General features: G+C 71.3%; 18 protein-coding genes. 5 read left to right on the forward strand and 13 right to left on the reverse strand.

Annotated features, from left to right (window positions below):
* Window positions 1-30 precede the first annotated feature (30 nt).
* The 10 genes from RY94_RS06685 to RY94_RS06725 form a co-directional block, all read right to left on the reverse strand.
* Window positions 31-429, reverse strand: a complete 399-nt coding sequence (locus tag RY94_RS06685; RefSeq protein WP_043442955.1) for a VOC family protein — start codon at window positions 427-429, stop codon at window positions 31-33.
* 72 nt (window positions 430-501) lie between these two features.
* Window positions 502-2595: an iron ABC transporter permease gene (locus RY94_RS06690; RefSeq protein ID WP_043442957.1), complete on the reverse strand. Its 2094-nt coding sequence runs from the start codon at window positions 2593-2595 to the stop codon at window positions 502-504.
* Window positions 2596-2600: 5 nt separating this feature from the next.
* Window positions 2601-3593 (reverse strand): ABC transporter substrate-binding protein, encoded by a 993-nt coding sequence (locus tag RY94_RS06695; protein WP_043442958.1) that lies wholly within the window; start codon window positions 3591-3593, stop codon window positions 2601-2603.
* A gap of 47 nt (window positions 3594-3640) precedes the next feature.
* A complete protein-coding gene (locus tag RY94_RS06700) occupies window positions 3641-4474 on the reverse strand; it encodes an ABC transporter ATP-binding protein (protein WP_043442960.1) in 834 nt (277 codons plus the stop codon).
* A 60-nt stretch (window positions 4475-4534) separates the two neighbouring features.
* The gene (locus RY94_RS17715; protein ID WP_156135047.1) at window positions 4535-4708 is read right to left on the reverse strand and encodes a hypothetical protein; all 174 of its coding nucleotides are present in this window, start codon (window positions 4706-4708) and stop codon (window positions 4535-4537) included.
* Entirely contained in the window at window positions 4705-6555 is a 1851-nt protein-coding gene (gene atzF / locus RY94_RS06705; RefSeq protein ID WP_082046108.1) for an allophanate hydrolase, read from the reverse strand. Before atzF ends, RY94_RS17715 begins: the two co-directional genes overlap by 4 nt.
* The gene (uca, locus tag RY94_RS06710; protein ID WP_043442961.1) at window positions 6552-10262 is read right to left on the reverse strand and encodes an urea carboxylase; all 3711 of its coding nucleotides are present in this window, start codon (window positions 10260-10262) and stop codon (window positions 6552-6554) included. The genes atzF and uca overlap by 4 nt, the downstream gene beginning before the upstream one ends.
* On the reverse strand, window positions 10259-10918 hold the full coding sequence (locus RY94_RS06715; protein ID WP_043442963.1) for an urea amidolyase associated protein UAAP2: 660 nt from the start codon (window positions 10916-10918) through the stop codon (window positions 10259-10261). Before RY94_RS06715 ends, uca begins: the two co-directional genes overlap by 4 nt.
* Window positions 10915-11778: an urea amidolyase associated protein UAAP1 gene (locus RY94_RS06720; RefSeq protein WP_043442965.1), complete on the reverse strand. Its 864-nt coding sequence runs from the start codon at window positions 11776-11778 to the stop codon at window positions 10915-10917. The genes RY94_RS06715 and RY94_RS06720 overlap by 4 nt, the downstream gene beginning before the upstream one ends.
* A 52-nt stretch (window positions 11779-11830) precedes the next feature.
* Window positions 11831-13327, reverse strand: a complete 1497-nt coding sequence (locus RY94_RS06725) for an amino acid permease (protein WP_043442967.1) — start codon at window positions 13325-13327, stop codon at window positions 11831-11833.
* Between the two features lie 207 nt (window positions 13328-13534).
* Between RY94_RS06725 and RY94_RS06730 the strand changes: the two genes are divergently transcribed.
* On the forward strand, window positions 13535-14272 hold the full coding sequence (locus RY94_RS06730; protein WP_052274036.1) for a TetR/AcrR family transcriptional regulator: 738 nt from the start codon (window positions 13535-13537) through the stop codon (window positions 14270-14272).
* A 122-nt stretch (window positions 14273-14394) separates the two neighbouring features.
* Here RY94_RS06730 and RY94_RS06735 read toward each other — a convergent pair whose 3' ends face one another.
* Window positions 14395-14631 carry a DUF1059 domain-containing protein gene (locus RY94_RS06735; RefSeq protein ID WP_043442969.1) on the reverse strand — a complete coding sequence of 79 codons (237 nt, stop codon included), beginning with the start codon at window positions 14629-14631 and terminating at the stop codon, window positions 14395-14397.
* Between the two features lie 93 nt (window positions 14632-14724).
* On the reverse strand, window positions 14725-15564 hold the full coding sequence (locus tag RY94_RS06740) for a sigma-70 family RNA polymerase sigma factor (RefSeq protein WP_043442971.1): 840 nt from the start codon (window positions 15562-15564) through the stop codon (window positions 14725-14727).
* An 80-nt stretch (window positions 15565-15644) separates the two neighbouring features.
* Between RY94_RS06740 and RY94_RS06745 the strand changes: the two genes are divergently transcribed.
* The 3 genes from RY94_RS06745 to RY94_RS06750 all read left to right on the forward strand — a co-directional run bounded on the left by RY94_RS06745 (window position 15645) and on the right by RY94_RS06750 (window position 16879).
* On the forward strand, window positions 15645-15992 hold the full coding sequence (locus tag RY94_RS06745; RefSeq protein WP_043442974.1) for a hypothetical protein: 348 nt from the start codon (window positions 15645-15647) through the stop codon (window positions 15990-15992).
* 143 nt (window positions 15993-16135) lie between these two features.
* On the forward strand, window positions 16136-16294 hold the full coding sequence (locus RY94_RS17720; RefSeq protein WP_156135048.1) for a hypothetical protein: 159 nt from the start codon (window positions 16136-16138) through the stop codon (window positions 16292-16294).
* A 183-nt stretch (window positions 16295-16477) separates the two neighbouring features.
* A complete protein-coding gene (locus RY94_RS06750; RefSeq protein WP_043442976.1) occupies window positions 16478-16879 on the forward strand; it encodes a phage holin family protein in 402 nt (133 codons plus the stop codon).
* A gap of 405 nt (window positions 16880-17284) precedes the next feature.
* Here the strand turns inward: RY94_RS06750 and RY94_RS06755 are convergent, their stop codons facing one another.
* Window positions 17285-18073 (reverse strand): FadR/GntR family transcriptional regulator, encoded by a 789-nt coding sequence (locus RY94_RS06755; protein ID WP_197060606.1) that lies wholly within the window; start codon window positions 18071-18073, stop codon window positions 17285-17287.
* A gap of 92 nt (window positions 18074-18165) precedes the next feature.
* Here RY94_RS06755 and RY94_RS06760 point away from each other — a divergent pair, with 92 nt between their 5' ends.
* Entirely contained in the window at window positions 18166-19674 is a 1509-nt protein-coding gene (locus RY94_RS06760; RefSeq protein WP_082046111.1) for an amidase, read from the forward strand.
* The last annotated feature ends 94 nt before the right edge of the window (window positions 19675-19768 follow it).

A 19768-nucleotide genomic window follows, 5' to 3' on the forward strand; every position in this document is an offset into this window, starting at 1 on the left:
GCGGTCATTTCTGCCCTCTCGGCGTTCGTCCTAGTGCTCCCGTGAGGACAGCACGCAGAACTCGTTGCCGTCCGGGTCCGCCAGGACCTCCCAGGTGACGTCGGGCCCCTGCCCGATGTCGACGCGGTGCGCCCCGAGGGTGATCAGACGCTCGATCTCGGCGTCGCGGTCCTCGCCGGCATGGGGCGCGAAGTCGAGGTGCAGGCGGTTCTTCCCCTGCTTCCCATGCTTCACCGGGACGAACACGAGGCCGGGAGGGACCTGCTCGAAGGCCAGCGTGGGTTCCAGCTCGCGGGCCCACGGTGGTACCACCGCGGCCTCGTCGTCGTCCTCGAAGATCACCTCCCAGCCCAGTGCGGCGGACCACCAGTGCGCCAGGGCACGATGATCGGTGGATTCGATGACGGTGGAGTACCAGCGAAGAGCCATGCGCTGATTGTGCCGCGATGGCGGCGCCGGGACGGCCGAAGCCGGACAGCTCCGGTCCGCATGCTGTCCCCGTCAGCGGCTGGGCCGGCTCCGGAACAGCAGGTGGACGAAGTAGGGGGCGCCGAGCAGCGCCGTGAGCAGTCCCGCCGGCAGCTGCGCCGGGGCGATCGCCGTCCGGCCCACGAGGTCGCCGAGGCAGACGAGGAGTGCCCCCAGCAGCACGGCGGCGGGCAGGATGAGCCGGTGCGACGCACCCACCAGGGCCCGCGCGGCGTGGGGGGCCACGAGACCCACGAAGCCGATGACGCCGATGCCCGCGACGGAGGACGCCGTGAGCAGGACCGCGGCCGAGAGCAGCACCAGCCGCGCCCGCGGGACCCGGATGCCGAGCAGGCGCGGCGTGTCCTCGTCGAGGGCCAGGAGGTCCTGCGTCCTGTGGAGCGCCGCGATGACCGGCACGGCCACGAGCAGGGCGACGGCCATGGGCACGAGGTGCTGCAGCGACCGGCCGTAGGTCGAGCCGGACAGCCAGGTCAGGGCCTTGGACTCGTTCCACGGATCGGTGGCGACGATCAGCAGCGTGATGACGGCGGTGGCCGCGGCGGAGACGCCGATGCCGATCAGCACCAGCCGGTCCGTCTGCATCCCGCCGCGGAAGGACAGCCCGAACACGATGAGCGAGACGACGGCGGCACCCACCCCGGCTGCCGCGCTGACACTCCAGAAGCCGGCGAGCGGCACGGCCGTGATGACGACGACCGCTCCGACGCCCGCTCCACCGGACACCCCGAGGATCGCGGGTTCGGCGAGGGGATTCCGCGTGACGGCCTGGATCGCGGTCCCGGCCAGGGCCAGCGACGCGCCGGCGAGCAGGGCCGCGCCGACGCGCGGCGCGCGGGTGTCCAGCACGCTCGAGACCACCGGCCCGGCCTGGCCGGACATCCAGTTGGCGACATCGCCGAGGAGGAGCTTCGCGTCGCCGAGCAGCAGGCCGGCGACGGTCGCCGCGCCGAGCAGCACCGTCAGGGCCACGAATACGGTGGTGCTCCGGGCAGCCCCGACGGTGCGCAGCGAGACGGGTGCGGCGTCCCTGGTGGGGCCGTCCGAGCGCATCCGGTGGGCGAGCGCCACGAGGAAGACGGCGCCGAACACCGTCGTGACGACGCCCGTCGGTACCTCGACCGCGCTCTCCGCTCCGATCGCCGCCCGCAGCAGCACGTCCGCGCCGAGCACGAGGAACACGCCCATCAGTGCTGCGGCGGGGATCAGCGCGAGGTGCCGGTGCAGGCCGGTGATGCGGGGCGCGGCGAGGCGCACGACGGCGGGCGCGGCGAGCCCGACGAAACCGATGGGTCCGGCGACGGTGACGGCCGCGGCGGAGAGGAGCACGGCGAGCACGATGGCGAGGACCTGCGTCCCGCGGACGTTGATCCCGAGGACGCGCGCCTGGTCGTCGCCGAGCGTCAGCAGGTCCAGGGACCGCGACTTCACGAGCAGGAGGAGCAGGCTCGCGCCGACCAGCGGGGCGAGCAGCGTGACCTTCTCCAGTCCGCTCTGCCCGAGGGAACCGGACCCCCACGCGAACAGGCCGCGGGTCTCCTGCGAGAACAGCAGCAGGAGCGCGCTGGTGAGGGCGCCGAACGCCAGGGCGATGGCCGAACCGGCGAGGACCAGGCGCACGCTCGAGGCCTGTCCGGCTCCGGAGAGCGCAAGGACGAGGGCTGCCGCGGCGAGGCCGCCGATGAACGCCACGCCCACCGCGCCGAGCAGCGGCACCTGCAGGCCGAGCGCCGCGACGGCGACGACGGCGAGATGGGCGCCCGCGTTCACCGCGAGGGTGTCGGGGGAGGCGAGGGCGTTCCGCGACACGGACTGCATGACCGCGCCGGCCGCCCCCAGGGCAGCGCCGACGAGGATGCCGGCGGCCAGCCGGGGGATGCGGCTCGCGGCGACGACGGCGCCCGTGGTGCCGTCGTCGTTCCCGGCCAGCAGGCCGAGGATGTCCCCGGTGTCGACGCTGGAGGTGCCCTGTGTGAGGTGGACGAGGGCGAGGACCGCGGTGGCCACCGCGAGGAGGCCACCGGCAAGGGCGAGCCGCGCTCCCGGACGCGGGGCGGGGACCCCGGCGCGTGCGGGAGCGGACCGGGTCAGGGTTGCCGGCGGCACCGCCGCTACTGTCCGGCCTGCGCGGCCTCGACGGCCGCGTCCACGATCTGTCCCATGGAGCTGGGTCCCCCGAACGTCCACAGGGCGTCGGGGAAGCGCGTCACGTCGCCGGATTCGACGAACGGCAGGCCCTCCCACACGGCGTTGCCCTCGAGCTCGTCCTGGTACGGATCGCCGAAGGCGTCGTTGGCGATGTACCAGAACAGGGTGTCCCCGGGCAGGGCGGTGAGGCCCTCGACGTCGGTCTGGCCGAGACCGTAGGCGGGGTCGCCCTCGACGTCCCAGGCGTCGGTGAGGCCCAGCCGGGCGAAGACGTTCCCGACGAGCGATCCTCCGGTGAACGGGCGGATCGACACGCTGCCGGCGTCGACGTAGGCGTCGGAGAACGCGACCGGGGCGTCCGCGGCGCCCGCCGCCTCGATGGCTGCCTTGCCGTCGGCGATCTTCGCCTCGAGGCCGGACCGGAGGTCCGCGGCCTGGTCCTCGGTGCCCGTGAGCGTGGCGATCAGGTCGAGGTTCTCGTACATCTGGCCGAGGTTGTCGGTCGCGTCACCACCGGGGACGACGACGACGGGCACGGTCTGCTCGATCTGCTCGATCGCCCCCTCGACGAGCTGGTCGGTGACGATGACGACGTCGGGCGTGAGGGACACGAGGGTGTCGATGCTGGGCTCGCCCCGCACGCCGACGTCGGTGACGGAACCGTCGAGCGGCTCGGCGCTGACCCACTGGGCGTAGCCCTCCACGTCCGCGGCGCCCACCGGCATCACGCCGAGGGCCACGAGGTTCTCGACGGCGTTCCACTCGGTGGCCACCACGCGGTCGGCGGGTCCGTCCAGGCTGACCTCCTTGCCGCGGGCGTCGGTGACGGTGATGCGCTCGCCGGCCGCGGTCTCCTCGGGCAAGGAGTTGCCGGCGGCCTCCTCCGTGGTGCCGCACGCGGTCAGGGAGAGCAGGGTTACCGCGGCGAGGGCAGCGAGGATCTTCGGGTGTGTCATCGGCTTCGTTTCTGTTGGTGCGCGGACGGCGCGGGGGATGGAGCGGATCAGGGGGTGGGGACGGCCGCGCGGGGTGCGTTGTGGCGCCCGACGGCGCGGGTGTGGACGGTGCCGTCCGTGACGGTCACGTCGACGCGGACGCCGTAGGCGCGGGACAGGTTCTCGGAGGTCAGGACCTCCAGGGGTGCGCCCTGGGCCAGGACGGCGCCGTCCTCCAGCAGGACCACGTGGTCGGCGATGGCGGCGGCCTGGTCGAGGTCGTGCAGGACCACGCCGACGGTCACGCCGTGGTGGGTGGCGAGGTCGCGGACGACGTCGAGGATCTCCACCTGGTAGCGGAGGTCGAGGTAGGTGGTGGGTTCGTCGAGCAGCAGCACGCCGGTGTCCTGCGCCAGGCAGCCGGCGAGCCAGACGCGCTGCACCTGTCCGCCGGAGAGCGCGGCGACCGGCCGATCGGCGAGGTCGGTGGTGCGCGTGAGCTCCAGGGCGCGGTCGACGGCGGCAGGGCCCTCCGCGTCCTGGCCCGTCCAGCGGCTGCGGTGCGGGTGGCGGCCGAACGCGACGACCTCGCGGACGGTGAGGCCGCCGGGGACCGGCCGGCTCTGCGCCAGGAGGGTGATCGCACGGGCGAAGTCCCTGGGGGAGAGGCCGAGGACGTCCGCGCCGTCGTCGAGCGTGACCGATCCGGCGTCGGGCGCGTGGAGGCGGGCGATGCTGCGCAGGAGCGTGGACTTGCCGCTGCCGTTGGGGCCGATGAGCGCGGTGACCGTGCCCGGCGCGAGGCCGAAGGAGACGGACCCGATGACCCGCCGGCTGCCGTAGGAGACGCCCAGGCCCGCGACGGTGAGCGCTGGCGGGACGGAGGGGTCGTTGAGGGGCACGAGCTTAGGTTAGGTTGTCCTAACGTGAATGCGCAAGAAATAACGTCACATTGGTGTGTCCTATTTCCGTACCACCGTTCCCGTGATCACCGCGTCACCGGGCAGCAGCCACGCATAGTGCGCGTCGTCGGCGACCCGTGTGTCCGTGGTCTCCCCCGCCGGACGGGCCCGGCGCGTCAGCTTCCGCCACCACGTCCCTCCCGGACCGTGCGCGACCGCGGACCCGCCGGTCACGGTCGCCGCGTCCCTGCGTGGGAACCGCGGGACAGGGCGGTCACGATGAACTCCCGCACGGGCCCGGGCGCCCGTCGTCCCGCCGTCGTCGCGGGGGATTCCCCGGGCGTGGGGGCGGCGAGCCAGTCCCCCACGTGGGTGATGTCCGTCCCGTTCGCGGCGGCGACCGCGTCGCAGGCGAAGCCGACGGCGGTGGTCCCGTCATCGAGGACCACCGTGCCGAGCAGCATGGGTTCGGGCAGTGCCGCCAGGAAGCGGCCGAGCGCCGCCTCGGACAGGATCCACCGTTCGCCCACGAGCTCCGCGCCGTCCTCGGACCGGTAGACGCCCGGTTTCGGCGGCTGCGTGGCCAGTGCCACCATGCGGTAGCGGGCCGCCGTCCGGACCGGGCCGTCCCAGCAGGCGCCGAGCTCCTCGAGCTCCCTGGCCAGGACCTGGCCGCGCCGGTGGGCGCCGACGACGACGAGCGGGACGCCGACCGCCCCGGCCGCGAGCGGCCACGGTGTCACTGTCCCGTCCGGTCGGCCGACCGCCCCGGCGGCGAACAGTGCCGGGGGACGAGGGGTGGATTCGATCCGGCGCGCGATGTCGGCCACGACGGCATCGTCGAAGGTACGCCCGACGACGGTCACGCCGAACTGGGCGCCCCCGACCTCGCCCGCCGGCACGGCCACGGCGCACAGGTCGAACAGGTTGCAGAAGTTCGTGTACGTCCCCAGGCGGGAGTTCACTCCCACGGGGTCGGCGGCCACGTCGGCGAGCAGGGGGTGCAGGGGAGACGTGGGGACCAGGAGGGCGTCGAAGCCCTCGAGCCGCGCCATCGCCGTCCGCCGCAGAGCCTCGAGGCGGGCGGTGTCCGCCACGTAGTCGTGCGCGGCCAGGTGCCCCGCGCGCCCGATGATCCCCGCGACCGTGGGATCGAGGCCTGCGCTGCCGGCGTGGTCACCGGCAGCGGCGGTGTCGACGAACGCGCCCACCGCCGCGTGGCGCTCGGCCACCAGGGCGCCGTCGTAGAGGAGCCGCGCGGCCTGCAGGAACACGTCGATCTGCAGGGGTTCGACGTCCACCCCGGACGCCTCGAGCCGGGCGACCTGCCGGCCGAACTCCGCAGCCCAGGCGGGGGAGAGCTCCGGCAGGTCGGCGGGGTACGCGACGCGGGGCCGGGCAGGTGCCGCGAGCCTGACGTCGGCGGGCCAGGGCCGTCCGCCGCCGGCCATGACGCCCATCGCCCGCTCGGCCGTCCGCAGGTCCCGCGCTAGGATGGTCACGGCGTCCCACGACCGGCAGGCGGGCACCACGCCGTCGGTGGGGACGACGTGCAGGGTCGGCTTGATGCCCACGATGCCCTGCAGCCCCGCCGGGATCCGGCCGGACCCGGCGGTGTCGGTGCCGATGCCGAGGTCCGCGAGGCCCAGCGCGACGGCGACGGCCGACCCGGAGCTGGATCCGCCCGAGATGAACTCCGGCCGCCGGGCATCACGCACCGCCCCGTACGGGCTGCGCGTGCCCACCAGCCCGGTGGCGAACTGGTCCAGGTTCGTCGACCCGAGGACCACGGCGCCGGCGGCACGCAGGCGGCGCACCGCTTCGGCATCCTCCGCGGGAGGGTAGGCGTAGCCCGGGCAGGCCGCGGTGGTGGGGATGCCCGCCACGTCGACGTTGTTCTTCACCGCGAGCATCAACCCGGCGAGGGGCAGCTCCTCGCCGGTGCTGAGGCGGGTATCGAGGCCGTCGGCTTCCGTCAGGAGGTCCTCGGCCGGCCGCAGGGCCACCCAGATCTCGGGGCGGTCCACGGCGTCGATCGCCGCCAGGGCGGCACGCACGCGATCGGTCACCAGCGTGCTCATGCTGCCACCTCTTCCGCATCCTTCGACCCGGCGGGCACGTCGGGGGACGGGCCGGGGGAGGCTCCCAGCACCACGAGCGCCTCCCCGCCCACCACCTGCGCCCCCGCCGTCGGAAGGACCTGCAGCACCATCCCGTCGCAGGGTGCGGTAAGGACGGTCTCCATCTTCATGGCCTCCAGGGAGACGAGGGGCTGACCCTCCACCACGGCATCGCCGAGTGCCACGTCCACCTTCCAGACGCTGGCGGCGAACGGCGCGGAGACCAGGGTGGCGCCGTCGGGCACCACCAGGTCCTCCGTGGCGGGGACGACGGCGGCCGCGGCGTCGGCGCGGTCGAACTCCCCGGCGTCGGCCCACACCTGGCGTTCGACGGCGAAGGCCGCGGACTGCCGGGAGCGGAAGTCCGCGATGGAGCCGGCGTTCTCGGCCAGGAAGCGTTCGTGGTCCGCGAGGGAGAACGTGCCCTCCTCGATCTCCGCGCCCCGGCCCCGGCCCGCCGCCATGTCGGCGCGGAGGTCGAGCAGTTCCTCCGGGCTGACCGGGTACCAGGAGATGCGGTCGAAGAAGCGCAGCAGCCAGGGCGAGCCCGGTTCGAACGGCGCCGTGTCCGCGTAGCGCGACCACACCTGGGTGGTGCGGCCCACGAACTGATAGCCCCCGGGCCCCTCCATCCCGTAGATGCACATGTACGCGCCGCCGATGCCCACGGCGTTCTCCGGCGTCCAGGTCCGGGCCGGGTTGTACTTGGTGGTGACGAGGCGGTGCCGGGGATCGAGGGGCGTGGCGACCGGCGCCCCGAGGTACACGTCGCCCAGTCCGAGGACCAGGTACTCGGCGTCGAAGACGGTGTCGAAGACCTCGCTCACGGCGTCGAGCCCGTTGATCCGCCGGATGAACTCGATGTTCCACGGGCACCACGGGGCGTCGTCGCGGACGCCCGCCATGTAGCGTTCGATGGCCTCGCGGGTCGCCGGATCGTCCCAGGACAGCGGGAGGCGGACCCTGCGGCTGGGGACCACGAGCTCCGAACTGGACGGCAGGGTGGACTCGATCTCCTGCACCATCCCCAGCAGGCGGCGGGTGGGGAGGACGGCAGGGTCCACCTTGATCTGCAGGCTGCGGATTCCCGGTGTCAGGTCGACGACGCCGGGGACGCGCAGGGCCTCGACGGCCTGGTGCAGGGCGTGCACCCGTGCGCGGAGGCCGAGGTCCAGCACCATGTCCCCGTACTCGACAAGGAGGTTGTCGTCGCCGGAGCGCCGGTAGGTCACGGCGGGCCGGCCCGGTTGTTCGGGGCCGCGCGCCAGGACGCCGTCGTCGCCGTCGCCCCGGCGCACGGGAGTCCCGCCCAGGAACGAGGTGTCCGGCGCCGGCTCGGCGCCGGGCAGGACCAGCTGCCGTCCGGGCCCGAGGTCGCGGAGCGAGGGTGCCCGGACGGCTTCGACGGGGACGAAGCGCACGGTGTCCCCGGGGCGGAGTTGCCCGAGCTTCCAGCGGTCGGCGGTCACGACCGTCACCGGGCACACGAACCCGCCGAGGCTGGGCCCGTCCGGTCCGAGGAGGATCGGGGTGTCCCCGGTGAAGTCCAGCGCCCCGACCGAGTAGGCGGTGTCATGGATGTTGGAGGGGTGCAGGCCGGCCTCGCCGCCGTCGTTGCGGGCCCAGCGGGGCTTCGGTCCGATCAGGCGGACGCCCGTCCGAGCGGAGTTGAAGTGCACCTCGTAGTCGGTGGCCAGGAGGTCCTCGATGTCCTCGCGCTGGAAGAACTCCGGGGCGCCGTGCGGGCCTTCGACGACGGTGAGCTCCCAGCGGGACACCAGGGCCGGCCGCGCGTCGAGTGCCACCCGGGCGGCCGCTGAGGTCGGCTCCGTGGGCAGGGTCCTGAGGACGTCACCGGACCGCAGGACCCGCCCCGCGTGGCCGCCGAACTGGCCCAGGGTGAACGTGGACGCGCTGCCGAGGTAGAGCGGGATGTCGAGTCCGCCCGCGAACAGGATGTAGCCGCGCAGGCCGGCACCTTCGGCGGTGCCGACGTCGAGCGTCCCCCCGGCGGGGACCGTGACGGGCTCCCAGGCCGGGACCTCCCCGCCGTCGACCGTCACGCGCACCGCGGCGCCGGTGACGCACAGCGTGGTCTCGTGCGTGAACGTCAGGCTGGGCCCGGTCATGGTGAATTCGAGGCCCGGCGCGCCCTCCGGGTTGCCGAGGGCCTGGTTGCCGAGGCGGAAGGAGAGGTCGTCCATGGGGCCGCTGGGCGGGACGCCCACCTGCCACAGTCCGGTGCGGCCCGGCCAGTCCTGCACGCTCGTCTGCAGCCCGGGCCGGTCCACGGTGATGCGCGGCTCGGGGTCGCCCACCGCGTCCAGGGTGCTGGTGGAGTGCGCGGCGTCGCGCACGACGCCGAGGGTGCTGACGGCGCGGAGCATGCCGAGGTTGGTCTCGATGCCGTCGAGCCGCGTGCCGGCCAGCGCACCGGCGAGGCGCTCGAAGGCCTCGTCGCGGCTGCTCCCGGAGGTGATGATCTTCGCCAGCAGGGGGTCGTAGTTGGTGGAGACCTCGCTGCCGGTCTCGGCCCAGGTGTCCACGCGCACGTGGTGGGCGTCCGGGTAGACGGCATTGGTGATGGTGCCGGCGCTCGGCTGGAAGCCCCGGGCCGGGTCCTCCGCATACACTCGGGCCTCCACGGCATGGCCCGAGACGGGGACGCCGTCCGGGATCCCCGCGAGGACGGCGTGGGCGTCGGGGCCGCCCTGGGCGAGGCGGAGCATCCACGCCACGAGATCCACCCCGGTGACGAGTTCCGTGACGGGGTGTTCCACCTGCAGCCGTGCGTTCACCTCGAGGAACGAGGCCTCCCGGCGCACCGGATCGTAGACGAACTCCACGGTGCCGGCCGAGCGGTAGCCCAGCGAGGCGCAGAGCGCGCGTGAGCTGCGGTGCAGCTCCTCACGGAGGTCCTCGGGGAGGTCCGGTGCCGGTGCCTCCTCCAGGACCTTCTGGTGCCGGCGCTGCAGCGAGCAGTCGCGGTCGCCGAGGCTGACCACGCGGCCGTGGCCGTCGCCGAAGACCTGGACCTCCACGTGGCGGGCGTTCTCCACGTAGCGTTCGGCGAAGACCCCGGCCGTGCCGAAGCTGGCGGCGGCGAGGCGGGCCACCCGGGGGAAGCTCTCCCGGAGGTCCTCCCGGGTGCGGCACACCGTCATCCCGATGCCACCGCCACCGCCCGTCGCCTTGAGCATGAGCGGGAAGCCGATGGACTCCGCCGCGGCGAGGGCGGCGTCGACGTCGTCGAGGAGTCCCGAGCCCGCGATCATGGGCACGCCGGCGGCCTGCGCGGCGTCCCGGGCGGTGTGCTTGGTGCCGAAGATGCGGAGCTGGTGGGGCGTGGGGCCCACGAACACCAGCCCTGCCGTCTCGACGGCCTCCGCGAAGTCGGCGTCCTCGGACAGGAAGCCGTAGCCCGGGTGGATGGCCCCCGCGCCGGTGGCCGCCGCGGCAGCCAGCAGGGCGTCCACGCGGAGGTAGGACTCCTTGGCGGGGGCCGGGCCGAGGAGCACCGCCTCGTCGGCCAGCCGGACGTGGCGTGCGCCGCGGTCCGCCTCGGAGAACACGGCCACCGTGCGCAGGCCGAGGGACCGGGCGGATTCGATGATCCGGCAGGCGATCTCCCCACGGTTCGCGATGAGCAGCGTGTCGAAGCGGCTCATGAGGCGTCCTCCGGCGTGGTGACGATCATGCGGACGGGGGTGGGGTTGAACCCGTTGCAGGGGTTGTTGACCTGCGGGCAGTTGGACACGAGCACCAGGGTGTCCACCTCGGCGCGCAGCGCCACCCGCTTGCCGGGGGAGGAGAGGCCGTCGACGATCCCGAGGGCGCCGTCGGGGTCGACGGGCACGTTCATGAACCAGTTGATGTTGGAGACGAGGTCCCGCTTGCCGAGCCCCCAGCGGGAGCCCTCGATGAGGAAGTTTTCCACGCAGGCGTGCTGCTCCCGCGTGTGCTGCCCGTAGCGGAGGGTGTTCGCCTCCTGCGAGCAGGCGCCGCCGATGGTGTCGTGCACGCCCACCTCGTCCGCGACCACGGTCATCAGGGGCAGGCCGGTGTCGGCGCGGAGCACGGACCCGGTGGTCAGGATGATCGAGCGCTGCTCGGCGATGGTGACGGACGCCGAGTACCGCACGCTGGTGTCCGCTGCGGCGTAGAGCAGGCAGTCGACGGCCTGGTTGCCGTCGAGGTCCACGATGGTGAGGACGTCCCCGGCGGCGACGACGGCGGACCAGGGGCCGCGCGCCTCCACCTGTTCGTCGAGGACCACGGTCCCCGGGACGAGTGCGGCGTTCGGGGACGGGAGGGTGGTGCTCATCGGGTGCTCCTTGCGGCGAGGTCGTGCTCGGTGTTGTGCAGGGCCTGCAGGTGTTCGGGGGCCAGCGGCCCCACGAGGGTCCCGGCGGCCAGGGCGGTGAGGTCCCCGGGAGCCCGCCAGGCGGTGATGCCGACGGCGGATCCGGTGAAGTCGGCGCGCGGGTCCAGGGGGTGGGCGGTGTTGGCGAGCACGACGACGGCGTCGAGGTGCAGCAGCAGGTCCACATGCGTGCCCGGGCCGGCGCCCCCGGTGTAGCGGATGCCGCCGTCGGGCTCCACCCGGATGCCCTTGAACAGGGTCAGCGACGGTGCGACGTCCCGGGGTCCGAGGCCGCTCTTCAGCGCCCCGAGGGTCAGCAGTTCGCGGGCGGCGGGTGCCGCGCCGTGCGCTGTGCCGGTGCCGTAGCGGGCCGTGTTCCCGGCGAGCGTCGTCGCGCCGGTGAGGGCGTCGTGCCGGCCCGAGGTGTCCTCGACGATCGTCGCGAGGACGCGGCCGGCGTCGGACAGGAGGGGGTGCCCCGTCCCCGGGTAGGCCTGCCAGGGGATCTTGACGGAATCGGCGGCGTTGAAGCGCTCGTGCAGGGCGTCGGTCCGGTACAGGAGGGTGTGCACGCAGGCGTCGCCCGTGTCCGTGAGCCGGAGGCGGGTGCCGCGGGCAAGGTGCAGCGTGGCGTAGCGGCCGAAGGCCAGCAGCTCCGACCACACCAGGCGGTCGGCGGCGCCGTCGGGCAGTCGTTCCGCCAGGTGGGCCGGGGCCGTGGACACCGGGATGTGGCGCATGGTGTCGGCAGTGTTGGCGTGCTGCTCCCGGGCGTGCGCGCGGGCTCCGGCGGTGGTCGCCGTGGAGGTGGTCTGTGTCATCGTGGTTCCTGTCGGGGTGAGGCGGTCGGGAGGCGCGGGGCCGGGCGGCGGGTCAGGAGGCCCGGGCGGCCGTGCGGCTGCGGACCCAGAGGCCCGCGAGCAGCACGAGCGTGACCATGAGGGGTGCGGAGTAGAGGAGGATCCCGTTCTCGCCCGCGGGGTCGTACACCTCGGGGCGGGGCCAGGCGAGGTTGACCACCATGACGGCGCCGTAGAGCACGGCGAGGACGTTCACGGGTAGGCCCCACCGGCCCAGGGAGAACAGGCCCGCCGGCATGGTGCTGCCCACGCGGTCCCAGTCGCCGCGCAGGCGGTTGATCAGCTGCGGGACCGTGACGAGCAGGTAGGCGATGTACACCATGACGATGCAGACGCTCGTGAGGGTGGTGAAGAGCGCCGCGTTGCCCACATTGATGGCGAGGACGCCGACGGCGAGGGCCCCGATCACGATGGACGGCCACATCGGCGTGCCCCGGCGGGGGTGGACGGTGGAGAGCAGCCGGGAGGCGGGCAGCTTGCCGTCGCGCGCCATGGAGAAGACCAGGCGGGAGCCGGCGGTCTGGATGGCGAGGGTGCACACGAAGATGGCGATGGCGACGTCCACGAGCAGGACCTTGCCCCAGAAGGTGCCGAGGACGGCGGTCAGGACGTAGGGCAGGCCCTCGGTGGCGAGGCGGCCGTCGTCGAGGCTCGGTGCGGCCATGAGGGCGGTGATGATCATCAGCCCGCCGCCGATCCCGGAGATCACCAGCGCGGAGAGGATGGTCCGGGGTGCGGTGCGCCGGGGGTCGCGGGTCTCCTCTGACAGCTCGCCGGCGGAGTTGAACCCCACCATGACGTAGGCGGCCATGAGGCCGGAGACCAGGAAGGCGCCTACGGCACCGAGCTCCGAGTTCTGCACCACCGTGGTGTCGAGCACCACGTCGGGTCCGCGCTGTGCGGCGGTGATCAGCGCGAGGACCACGGCGATCACGCCGACGATCTCGCACGTCACCCCGATGGAGTTGACGTGGGCCATGAGCCGCACGCCGATCGCGTTGATGACGGTGGTCGCGACCAGCAGGACGGCCCCGAGGACGACGGCGTTCGCCGCCCCGGTCACGGTGTTGAGGGCGGGATCCCCTCCGACCACCTGGAATCCGCTCCACAGCTGGGGCAGGACCACCTGCAGGGCGATGGCCGCGGCGGCGGCCGTGACCACCTGCGCCACGGCCATGAACCAGCCCGCGAACCAGCCCACCGTCTCCCCGCCCACGCGTCGCGACCACTGGTAGACGGCGCCCGAGAGCGGGTAGCGGGCGGCCAGTTCGGCGAAGTTCAGGGCCACGAGGAGCTGGCCCACGAGGACGATGGGCCAGGTCCAGAAGAAGGCGGGCCCCGCGAACGAGTACCCGAAGGCGAACAGCTGGAAGATCGTGGTGAGGATGGAGACGAAGGAGAAGCCCGCCGCGAAGGACGCGTACCGGCCCAGCTTGCGGTGCAGGGAGGGTTCATAGCCGAGCGAGGTGAGGTCGGCGTCGTCCGTGGGCAGTGCGGTGGGTGCGGTCATCGGAGTCTCCGGGGGATCGGACGGGAAAGGTGCCGGCCCTGGATCGCTCCGTAATACCGGTCAATTGATAGTTTTCCAATCCGCGGTCCCGCGGGGGTTTCACCCAGGTAAAAGGCGCGTGAGGACCTCGTTTCTGGCATGTTTCGGGGCTCGGGTCAGGCAACTGCGGTGACGGGCGCGGTACCTGGCGGGTGCAAGAATGAGGCCGTGAATCTCACAGGACCGGGCCGTCCCCGGGTGCGGCAGTCCACCCGACCCGGTGCCACGGCGCGCGAGGAGATCCTCGATGCGGCCGCGGAGCTGTTCACCACGCAGGGGTACGCGACCACCTCCACCCGTGCGATCGCCGACGCCGTCGGGGTCCGCCAGTCCTCGCTCTACCACCACTACGCCACGAAGGACGACATCCTCGAGGAGCTGCTGGCGGGGACCGTCTCGGAGGGCCTTGCGTTCGCTAGGGAGGTCGCGAACCTCTCGGACACGGACCGCTCCGACACGGGCGACCCCGCGTCGGCCGTGGTCGTTGCCTCGCGGCTCCACGCCGTCGCACTGTTCGACGGGGCGCACCTGTGCAGCGGGCGCTGGAACATCGGCGTCCTCTACCACCTGCCCGAGGCCCGCAGTGAGCGCTTCGGCTCCTTCATGCAGGACCGCGAGGAACTGCGGGGCCTGTACCGGCGCATCGGGACGGCCGCGGTCCACGTGCCGCTGTGGGACGGCGATCCCCTGCACCACGGCGAGCTCGCCTTCCGCCTCGTCGAGTCCCTGGTCAGTCTCCGGGCGGACGGCCAGGCCACACCGGACTCACCGCTGCAGGTGGCCGACGCGGCGATGGTCCTCTGCGGGGCAGGGGAGATCCTCGGGAGCATCCGGGTGGAGAGCCTCGCCCTCATCGACCGGCTGGGACGCCGCCTGCCGGACCTCGCGGAGGCCGGGCGTTCCTGACTCGTCCGGGCGCTCGCAGGGAGTTCTGCGGACCGGCCTGCCCGCCCGAGACGGCAGAAGTGACCGCCGGAACGCGCTTCCAGCGGTCATTACTGCCATCGTGCATCTGGGAGCCGGCCGGATCAGCCCTCGGGCAGCGCGGCGAAGGCCTTCTTGGTGTCGTTGTACCAGCCCATGCCCTTGATCGGGTTCTTCCAGCGGCCCTTCATCGCGTCACGCGCCGCCTGGTGCTCCGTGTCGCCGGCCGTGGTGGCGTCCTTCAGGTGCTGGTCCTGGGCCTTGATGACGTCGTCCGCGGAGTCGCCGTGGAGCGCGAGGTCGCAGGGGCCGCCGAGCTGCCTGCAGGTCATGGTCTTCATGGGAGTTCCCTTCTGCTGGTGCGGTGTGCAGGGCCGGCGTCTGCCGCCCTCGTACTGATGACGTGTCGGGCGCCGGAAATGTGACCGACGAACCTACTTCCGTTCCGAGGTGACGCGCCGGACGAGGGAGCTCAGGACGTCCGGCCGGGCCCGGAACGTGATCGCGCTGACCACGCCGTCGGTGATCGTGAAGTCGAACGCCACCCGGGGCTCGCCGCGGAGGAACCACGCCGCGCCGGGCCGTCCGTCGACGAACACCGGGAAGGCGGTCGTGGCGGCGCCGTCGAACATGGCCGCCACCGTCTCGCGGCCTTCCAGCCGTGCCGGGGTGCCCGCGGCGATCGCCTCGGGATCGGCGCTGACGACGACGTCGGGCGCGAGCAGGTGCACCAGTCGGGCGAAGCTGCCGCCTCGGGACGCCGCGAGGAACGCGTCCACGACCTCCCAGTCGGCCGGCGTGCCGTCCGGGGCGAGGGTCGAGACCCGGGACCGGGCCCTCGACGCCAGCTTGCGGGCGGCCTCCGGTGAGACCGTGAGGACGGTGGCGATGGTGCGGAAGTCCACACCGAAGGTGTCGTGCAGGATGAACGCCACCCGCTCGGACGGTGACAGGCGCTGCAGCACCACCTGCAGGGCGACGCCCACGCTGGCGGCCTCGATCAGCTGCTCGGCCGGATCGGTGACCGCATCTGTCGCAGGGTCGGGCATGGTGTCCGTGGGATCCGGCACCCTGGAGCGCAGGCGGTCGAGGCAGAGGCGCGCCGTCACGACCGTCAGCCACGCCGGAACGTTCTCGATCTCGGTGTCGGTGGCGTTCAGGCGCAGCCAGGCCTGCTGCACCATGTCCTCACCCTCGGCCCGGTCGTCGAGGACACCGGCCGCGATGCGCACCAGGCGCGGGCGCTCGGCTTCGAACTGTTCCGTCAGGTCCATGCGGACACCCTAGGACGGTCCTGTGCGGGGGCGGTAGGAGGACTCTGGTCGGCCGTGGCCCGCGGGCGTACAGTCCGGCCATGGCACTCGATCCGGTTCAGACCAATCCCGAGCATTACCGCGTGGTTTTCGAGAACGATCGCGTTCGCGTCCTCGAGTACACGGACGAGCCCGGCGACATCAGCACAGAGCATCACCATCCCGACAGCGTCATGATCACGGCCGGTTCGTTCCGGCGGCGGCTGCACGCCCACGGGAGGAGCCTCGACGTGGAGCTCCCGGACGAGGCGGTCCGCTGGCTGCCCGCCCAGGACCACTACGGCGAGAACACGGGCACGACGCCGTCGCACGCCTTCTTCGTCGAACTGAAGGAAGCGGATCCGAACCCCGTCACGGGTGGCCCGCATCTGGGTCCGGTCAAGCTCTGACCCGCCCCGCCCCGATAGATACCAAGCAGGCTGATGAAAAGCGTAGGCTGGACGGACGACGTCGAACACCCCACCGTGGCGGTCCTACCCCGCACCTCTGCAGCGCGTCGCACGGCCAGCAGGATCCCATCGGAAGGACTCCCATGAGCACCCAGAACGAGCAGCCCCAGCACCACGAGTCGGCCGACGAAGAGCTGTCCGAGTCCCGCGAAGGGCACGAGGAGCTGTCGAAGGACGGCGGCGACGACGAATCGCCTCTCGAGGAGATCGAGGACAGCCCGGTCCGCACCAAGAACAGCTGACTTCGGGCTCGAACCCGCACGACGACGGGGCGTCCGCTCTTGCGGGCGCCCCGTTCCTGCGTCGTGCATGGCACTCGTGGCCGACCAGTCCTCGCTCGATCAGGTTCACCCGGAGTGGGCGACGCGTCATCGCTCGAGAGTGGAGAGGCTGGGACGAAAAGATCGACGAGATCGGACCTCGGAATGATTCGCTTCTTGATACACATTCTGATCAATCTCGCGACGGCAGCGATCGGGCTGCTCCTCGCGGGCTGGATCGTTCCTGGTGTGGTGCTGCAGCCGACCGGTTTCGTTGTCGCCGTGGTCGTCTTCGCCCTCGCCCAGGGCGTGCTCGGGCCGTTCGTGTTCAACGTCGCCCGGCAGTATGCGTCGGCCATCCTTGGAGGAATCGGGTTGGTCACCACGCTGATCGCTCTGGTGATCGCGTCAATGTTCGATGGCGGGCTCGAGATCAGCGGCTTCATGGCGTGGGTGGGCGCCACCCTCCTCGTCTGGATTGTGACTGCTCTCGGAGGGTGGATTCTGGGGTGGCTGTTCATCACCCGCCGTCTCGGAAAAGGAAAAGGGAGCAAGGTCGCCCAGTAGCCGAACAGCTCCACCGGCGTCCTCATGTTCTGGCGGTGCAGCGCGTCGTCCGCGCCGTCGATCGACAGATCGCGCGGGACCCGGCGTGGTTCGATGCGTGTCGGGTGATCCATGACCAGCCCGCGTGGCCGGCGGACAAGAAGCACCGCCGGCGGACCCGGGAACAGGCGTCGTGGGAGCACTACGCCGGCATCCTCACCCCGGACAGGACCGAAGCCCCGTTGCGCTGGGTGAGTGGGTGGGAACCCGGAGGGGAACGCGGATGCGTTGCGGGCGCGCCTCGATGATGTGAGGCAATTCAAGGCCGACACCGGCCGGTTCCCGATCTACGACCGCGACCGGTACCCGGAGGAGACGGTCCTTGCCGGTTCGATGATGCCGGGCGGTCGTGGGGTGAACCGGGTGTTACCTGGTTTCGCGGATGTCCGGGAGCGAGGCGACGGTGATGGATGAAGGGCTTCGATCGTTGAGCGCCGTCAGGCGCACGTGCGCCAGGTAGTCGACGTGAGCGGTGAAGGCTCGTGCTGCTGCATCTGGATCGCCGGCCTCGATGGCCTGATACAGCGCGTAGTGCTGTTCAGTGACGGTTGACCGGTCGAGTTGATCGACGAAGACACTATTTGTTGCCGGGCGGCTCAAGTGGACGGCGGTCATGGCGAGCTCGAGGATCTTGTTCTTGGCCGCCCGGCAGATGGCCGTGTGAAATTCGAGATCCAGGTCGAGCCAGTCCGCGATGTCCATCGAATAGTCGCGGGATCGCTCGACGGGCCGCAGGATCGCCTCGAGGTCCTCTGTCGTCCGTCTGCGGGCAGCCAGATCCACGCACTGGAGTTCCAGGATCGCGCGCGCCTCGTCGACGTCCTGCACGGTGACGTTTCCTGCCCTGAACCACAGCCGGATCGCATCTCCGAGTTGTATGGCCACCTCGTCCGCGTCCGGAAGGGAGACGAACGTGCCGCCGTTACTGCCTCGGGAGGTTGTCACCATGCCGGTGGCTGATAGAAGTTTCAAGCCCTCCCGGGCTGTTGACCTGGCCACGTCGAAGGCCGCGGCGAGTTCCTGTTCGCTGGGAAGTCGCTCCCCGGGACTCCACGTTCCCAGGGAAATTGCTTCCCTGAGTTGACGCGCGATCTGACCGGACGCGTCCCGACGTTCGAGCGGGGTCGGCGCAAAATCACTCACAATGTTCTCCATCCAAAGTCTTCCGGCCAGCATACCCATCGTGTAATACTTCCAATGTCAGACATTAGGTTTTGGCTGCTTGTTCCTCGTCAAAGGAGACACTCATGGAGACCATCGACAGCAAGCTCGACCTCAAGATCGAGAGTGCGAGTATCGCCGAGTTGCAGGCCGCCATGCGGACTGGGAAGCTCACCGCAGTGCAGCTCGTGGATTTCTATCTGGACCGCGTGGCGCGTTTCGACACCGCGGGTCCGGCGCTGAATTCCATCGTGACGCTCGCCTCCGATGCCCGTGACCAGGCTGCCGAGCGGGATGCGCAGCGCACCAGTAACCCCGATGGTGTCGGGCCGCTGCATGGCATCCCGATCCTGGTGAAGGACTGCCTGGAGACGGCGGATATGCCCACCTCCTTCGGATCCGAAGTCTTCGCCGACTACCAGCCCAGCGAAGACGCCACCGTCATTCGCAAGCTGCGCGAAGCCGGCGCGATCATCCTGGGCAAGACCACGCTGCCCGACTGGGCAACATCCTGGTTCACCTATTCCTCGCGTAGCGGTCTCACCAAGAACCCCTACGATCTCAGCCGTGACCCCGGTGGATCCTCCGCCGGGACGGGGGCGTCGATCGCGGCGGCACTGGCAACGATCGGACTCGGCACGGACTGCGGCGGATCGGTGCGTGTTCCCTCGTCCTTCTGCAACCTCGTCGGTGTCCGTTCCACCCCAGGGCTCATCAGCCGCAAGGGGTGCAACCCGCTCGTGAGCGTGCAGGACACGATCGGGCCGATGGGGCGAAGTGTCGCCGACGTCGCCCGCGTCTTCGACGTCATCACCGGATTCGACCCTGACGACGAGTTGACCTACGCCGCCGAGATCGCCCCCACCCAGGAGTCGTACCTTTCGGCACTGGTCCCCGATGCGATTGTCGGCGCACGCATCGGCGTCGTCCGGAACGCCTTCGGTTCCGATGACGACAAGTACGCTGCCCCGGTCAACGAGGTCATGCGCATAGCGCTGGAACAACTGACCGCAGCGGGGGCGATCCTCGTGGACGTCGAGATTCCGGACCTGCAGGACTGGAATGCCCGAACCTCGATGTACACGATCAAGTCGAAGTACGACATCGACAAGTTCCTCGCGGCAATGCCCGATGCTCCGATGCACTCCGTGGCCGAGATCATCGAATCGAAGCGGTACCACCCGAAGCTCGATCTCCTCGAGGCTCTCAGCGAGGGCCCGGACGATCCCTTCTCGGATCTGTCGTTCTACGCGGCGTATCTGGCACGCGAGGCGTATATGAAGACGGTGGTGAACCTGATGGGAGCGAACGATCTCCTCGCGCTGGTGTACCCCACCGTGCAGGTCGTGCCACCGACCCGGGAGGAGTGCGATTCGTCGCAGTGGAACACCCTGAACTTCCCGACGAACACGTTGATCGGTTCGCAGACGTGGATGCCGTCGATGACGATCCCCGCGGGACTCACCGAAACAGGATTGCCGGTCGGGATGGAGATCCTGGCGCGACCCTACGATGAGCGCACCCTGTTCCAGGTCGGATACGGCTTCGAGCAGGTCGCCAGCCACCGGCACCTCCCGGACTCCGTCGCGCACTAGCAGCACCGCGCGGCACCTCATGAGCTCGCGTCGCGGGACCAGGCCCCACACCGGTCCCGCGGCGCGTCCCCCGGACACCACGACCAGCGTGCAG

Origin of the sequence: Arthrobacter sp. L77, assembly GCF_000816565.1 — a bacterium.
Taxonomy (GTDB): Bacteria; Actinomycetota; Actinomycetes; order Actinomycetales; family Micrococcaceae; genus Arthrobacter_D; species Arthrobacter_D antioxidans.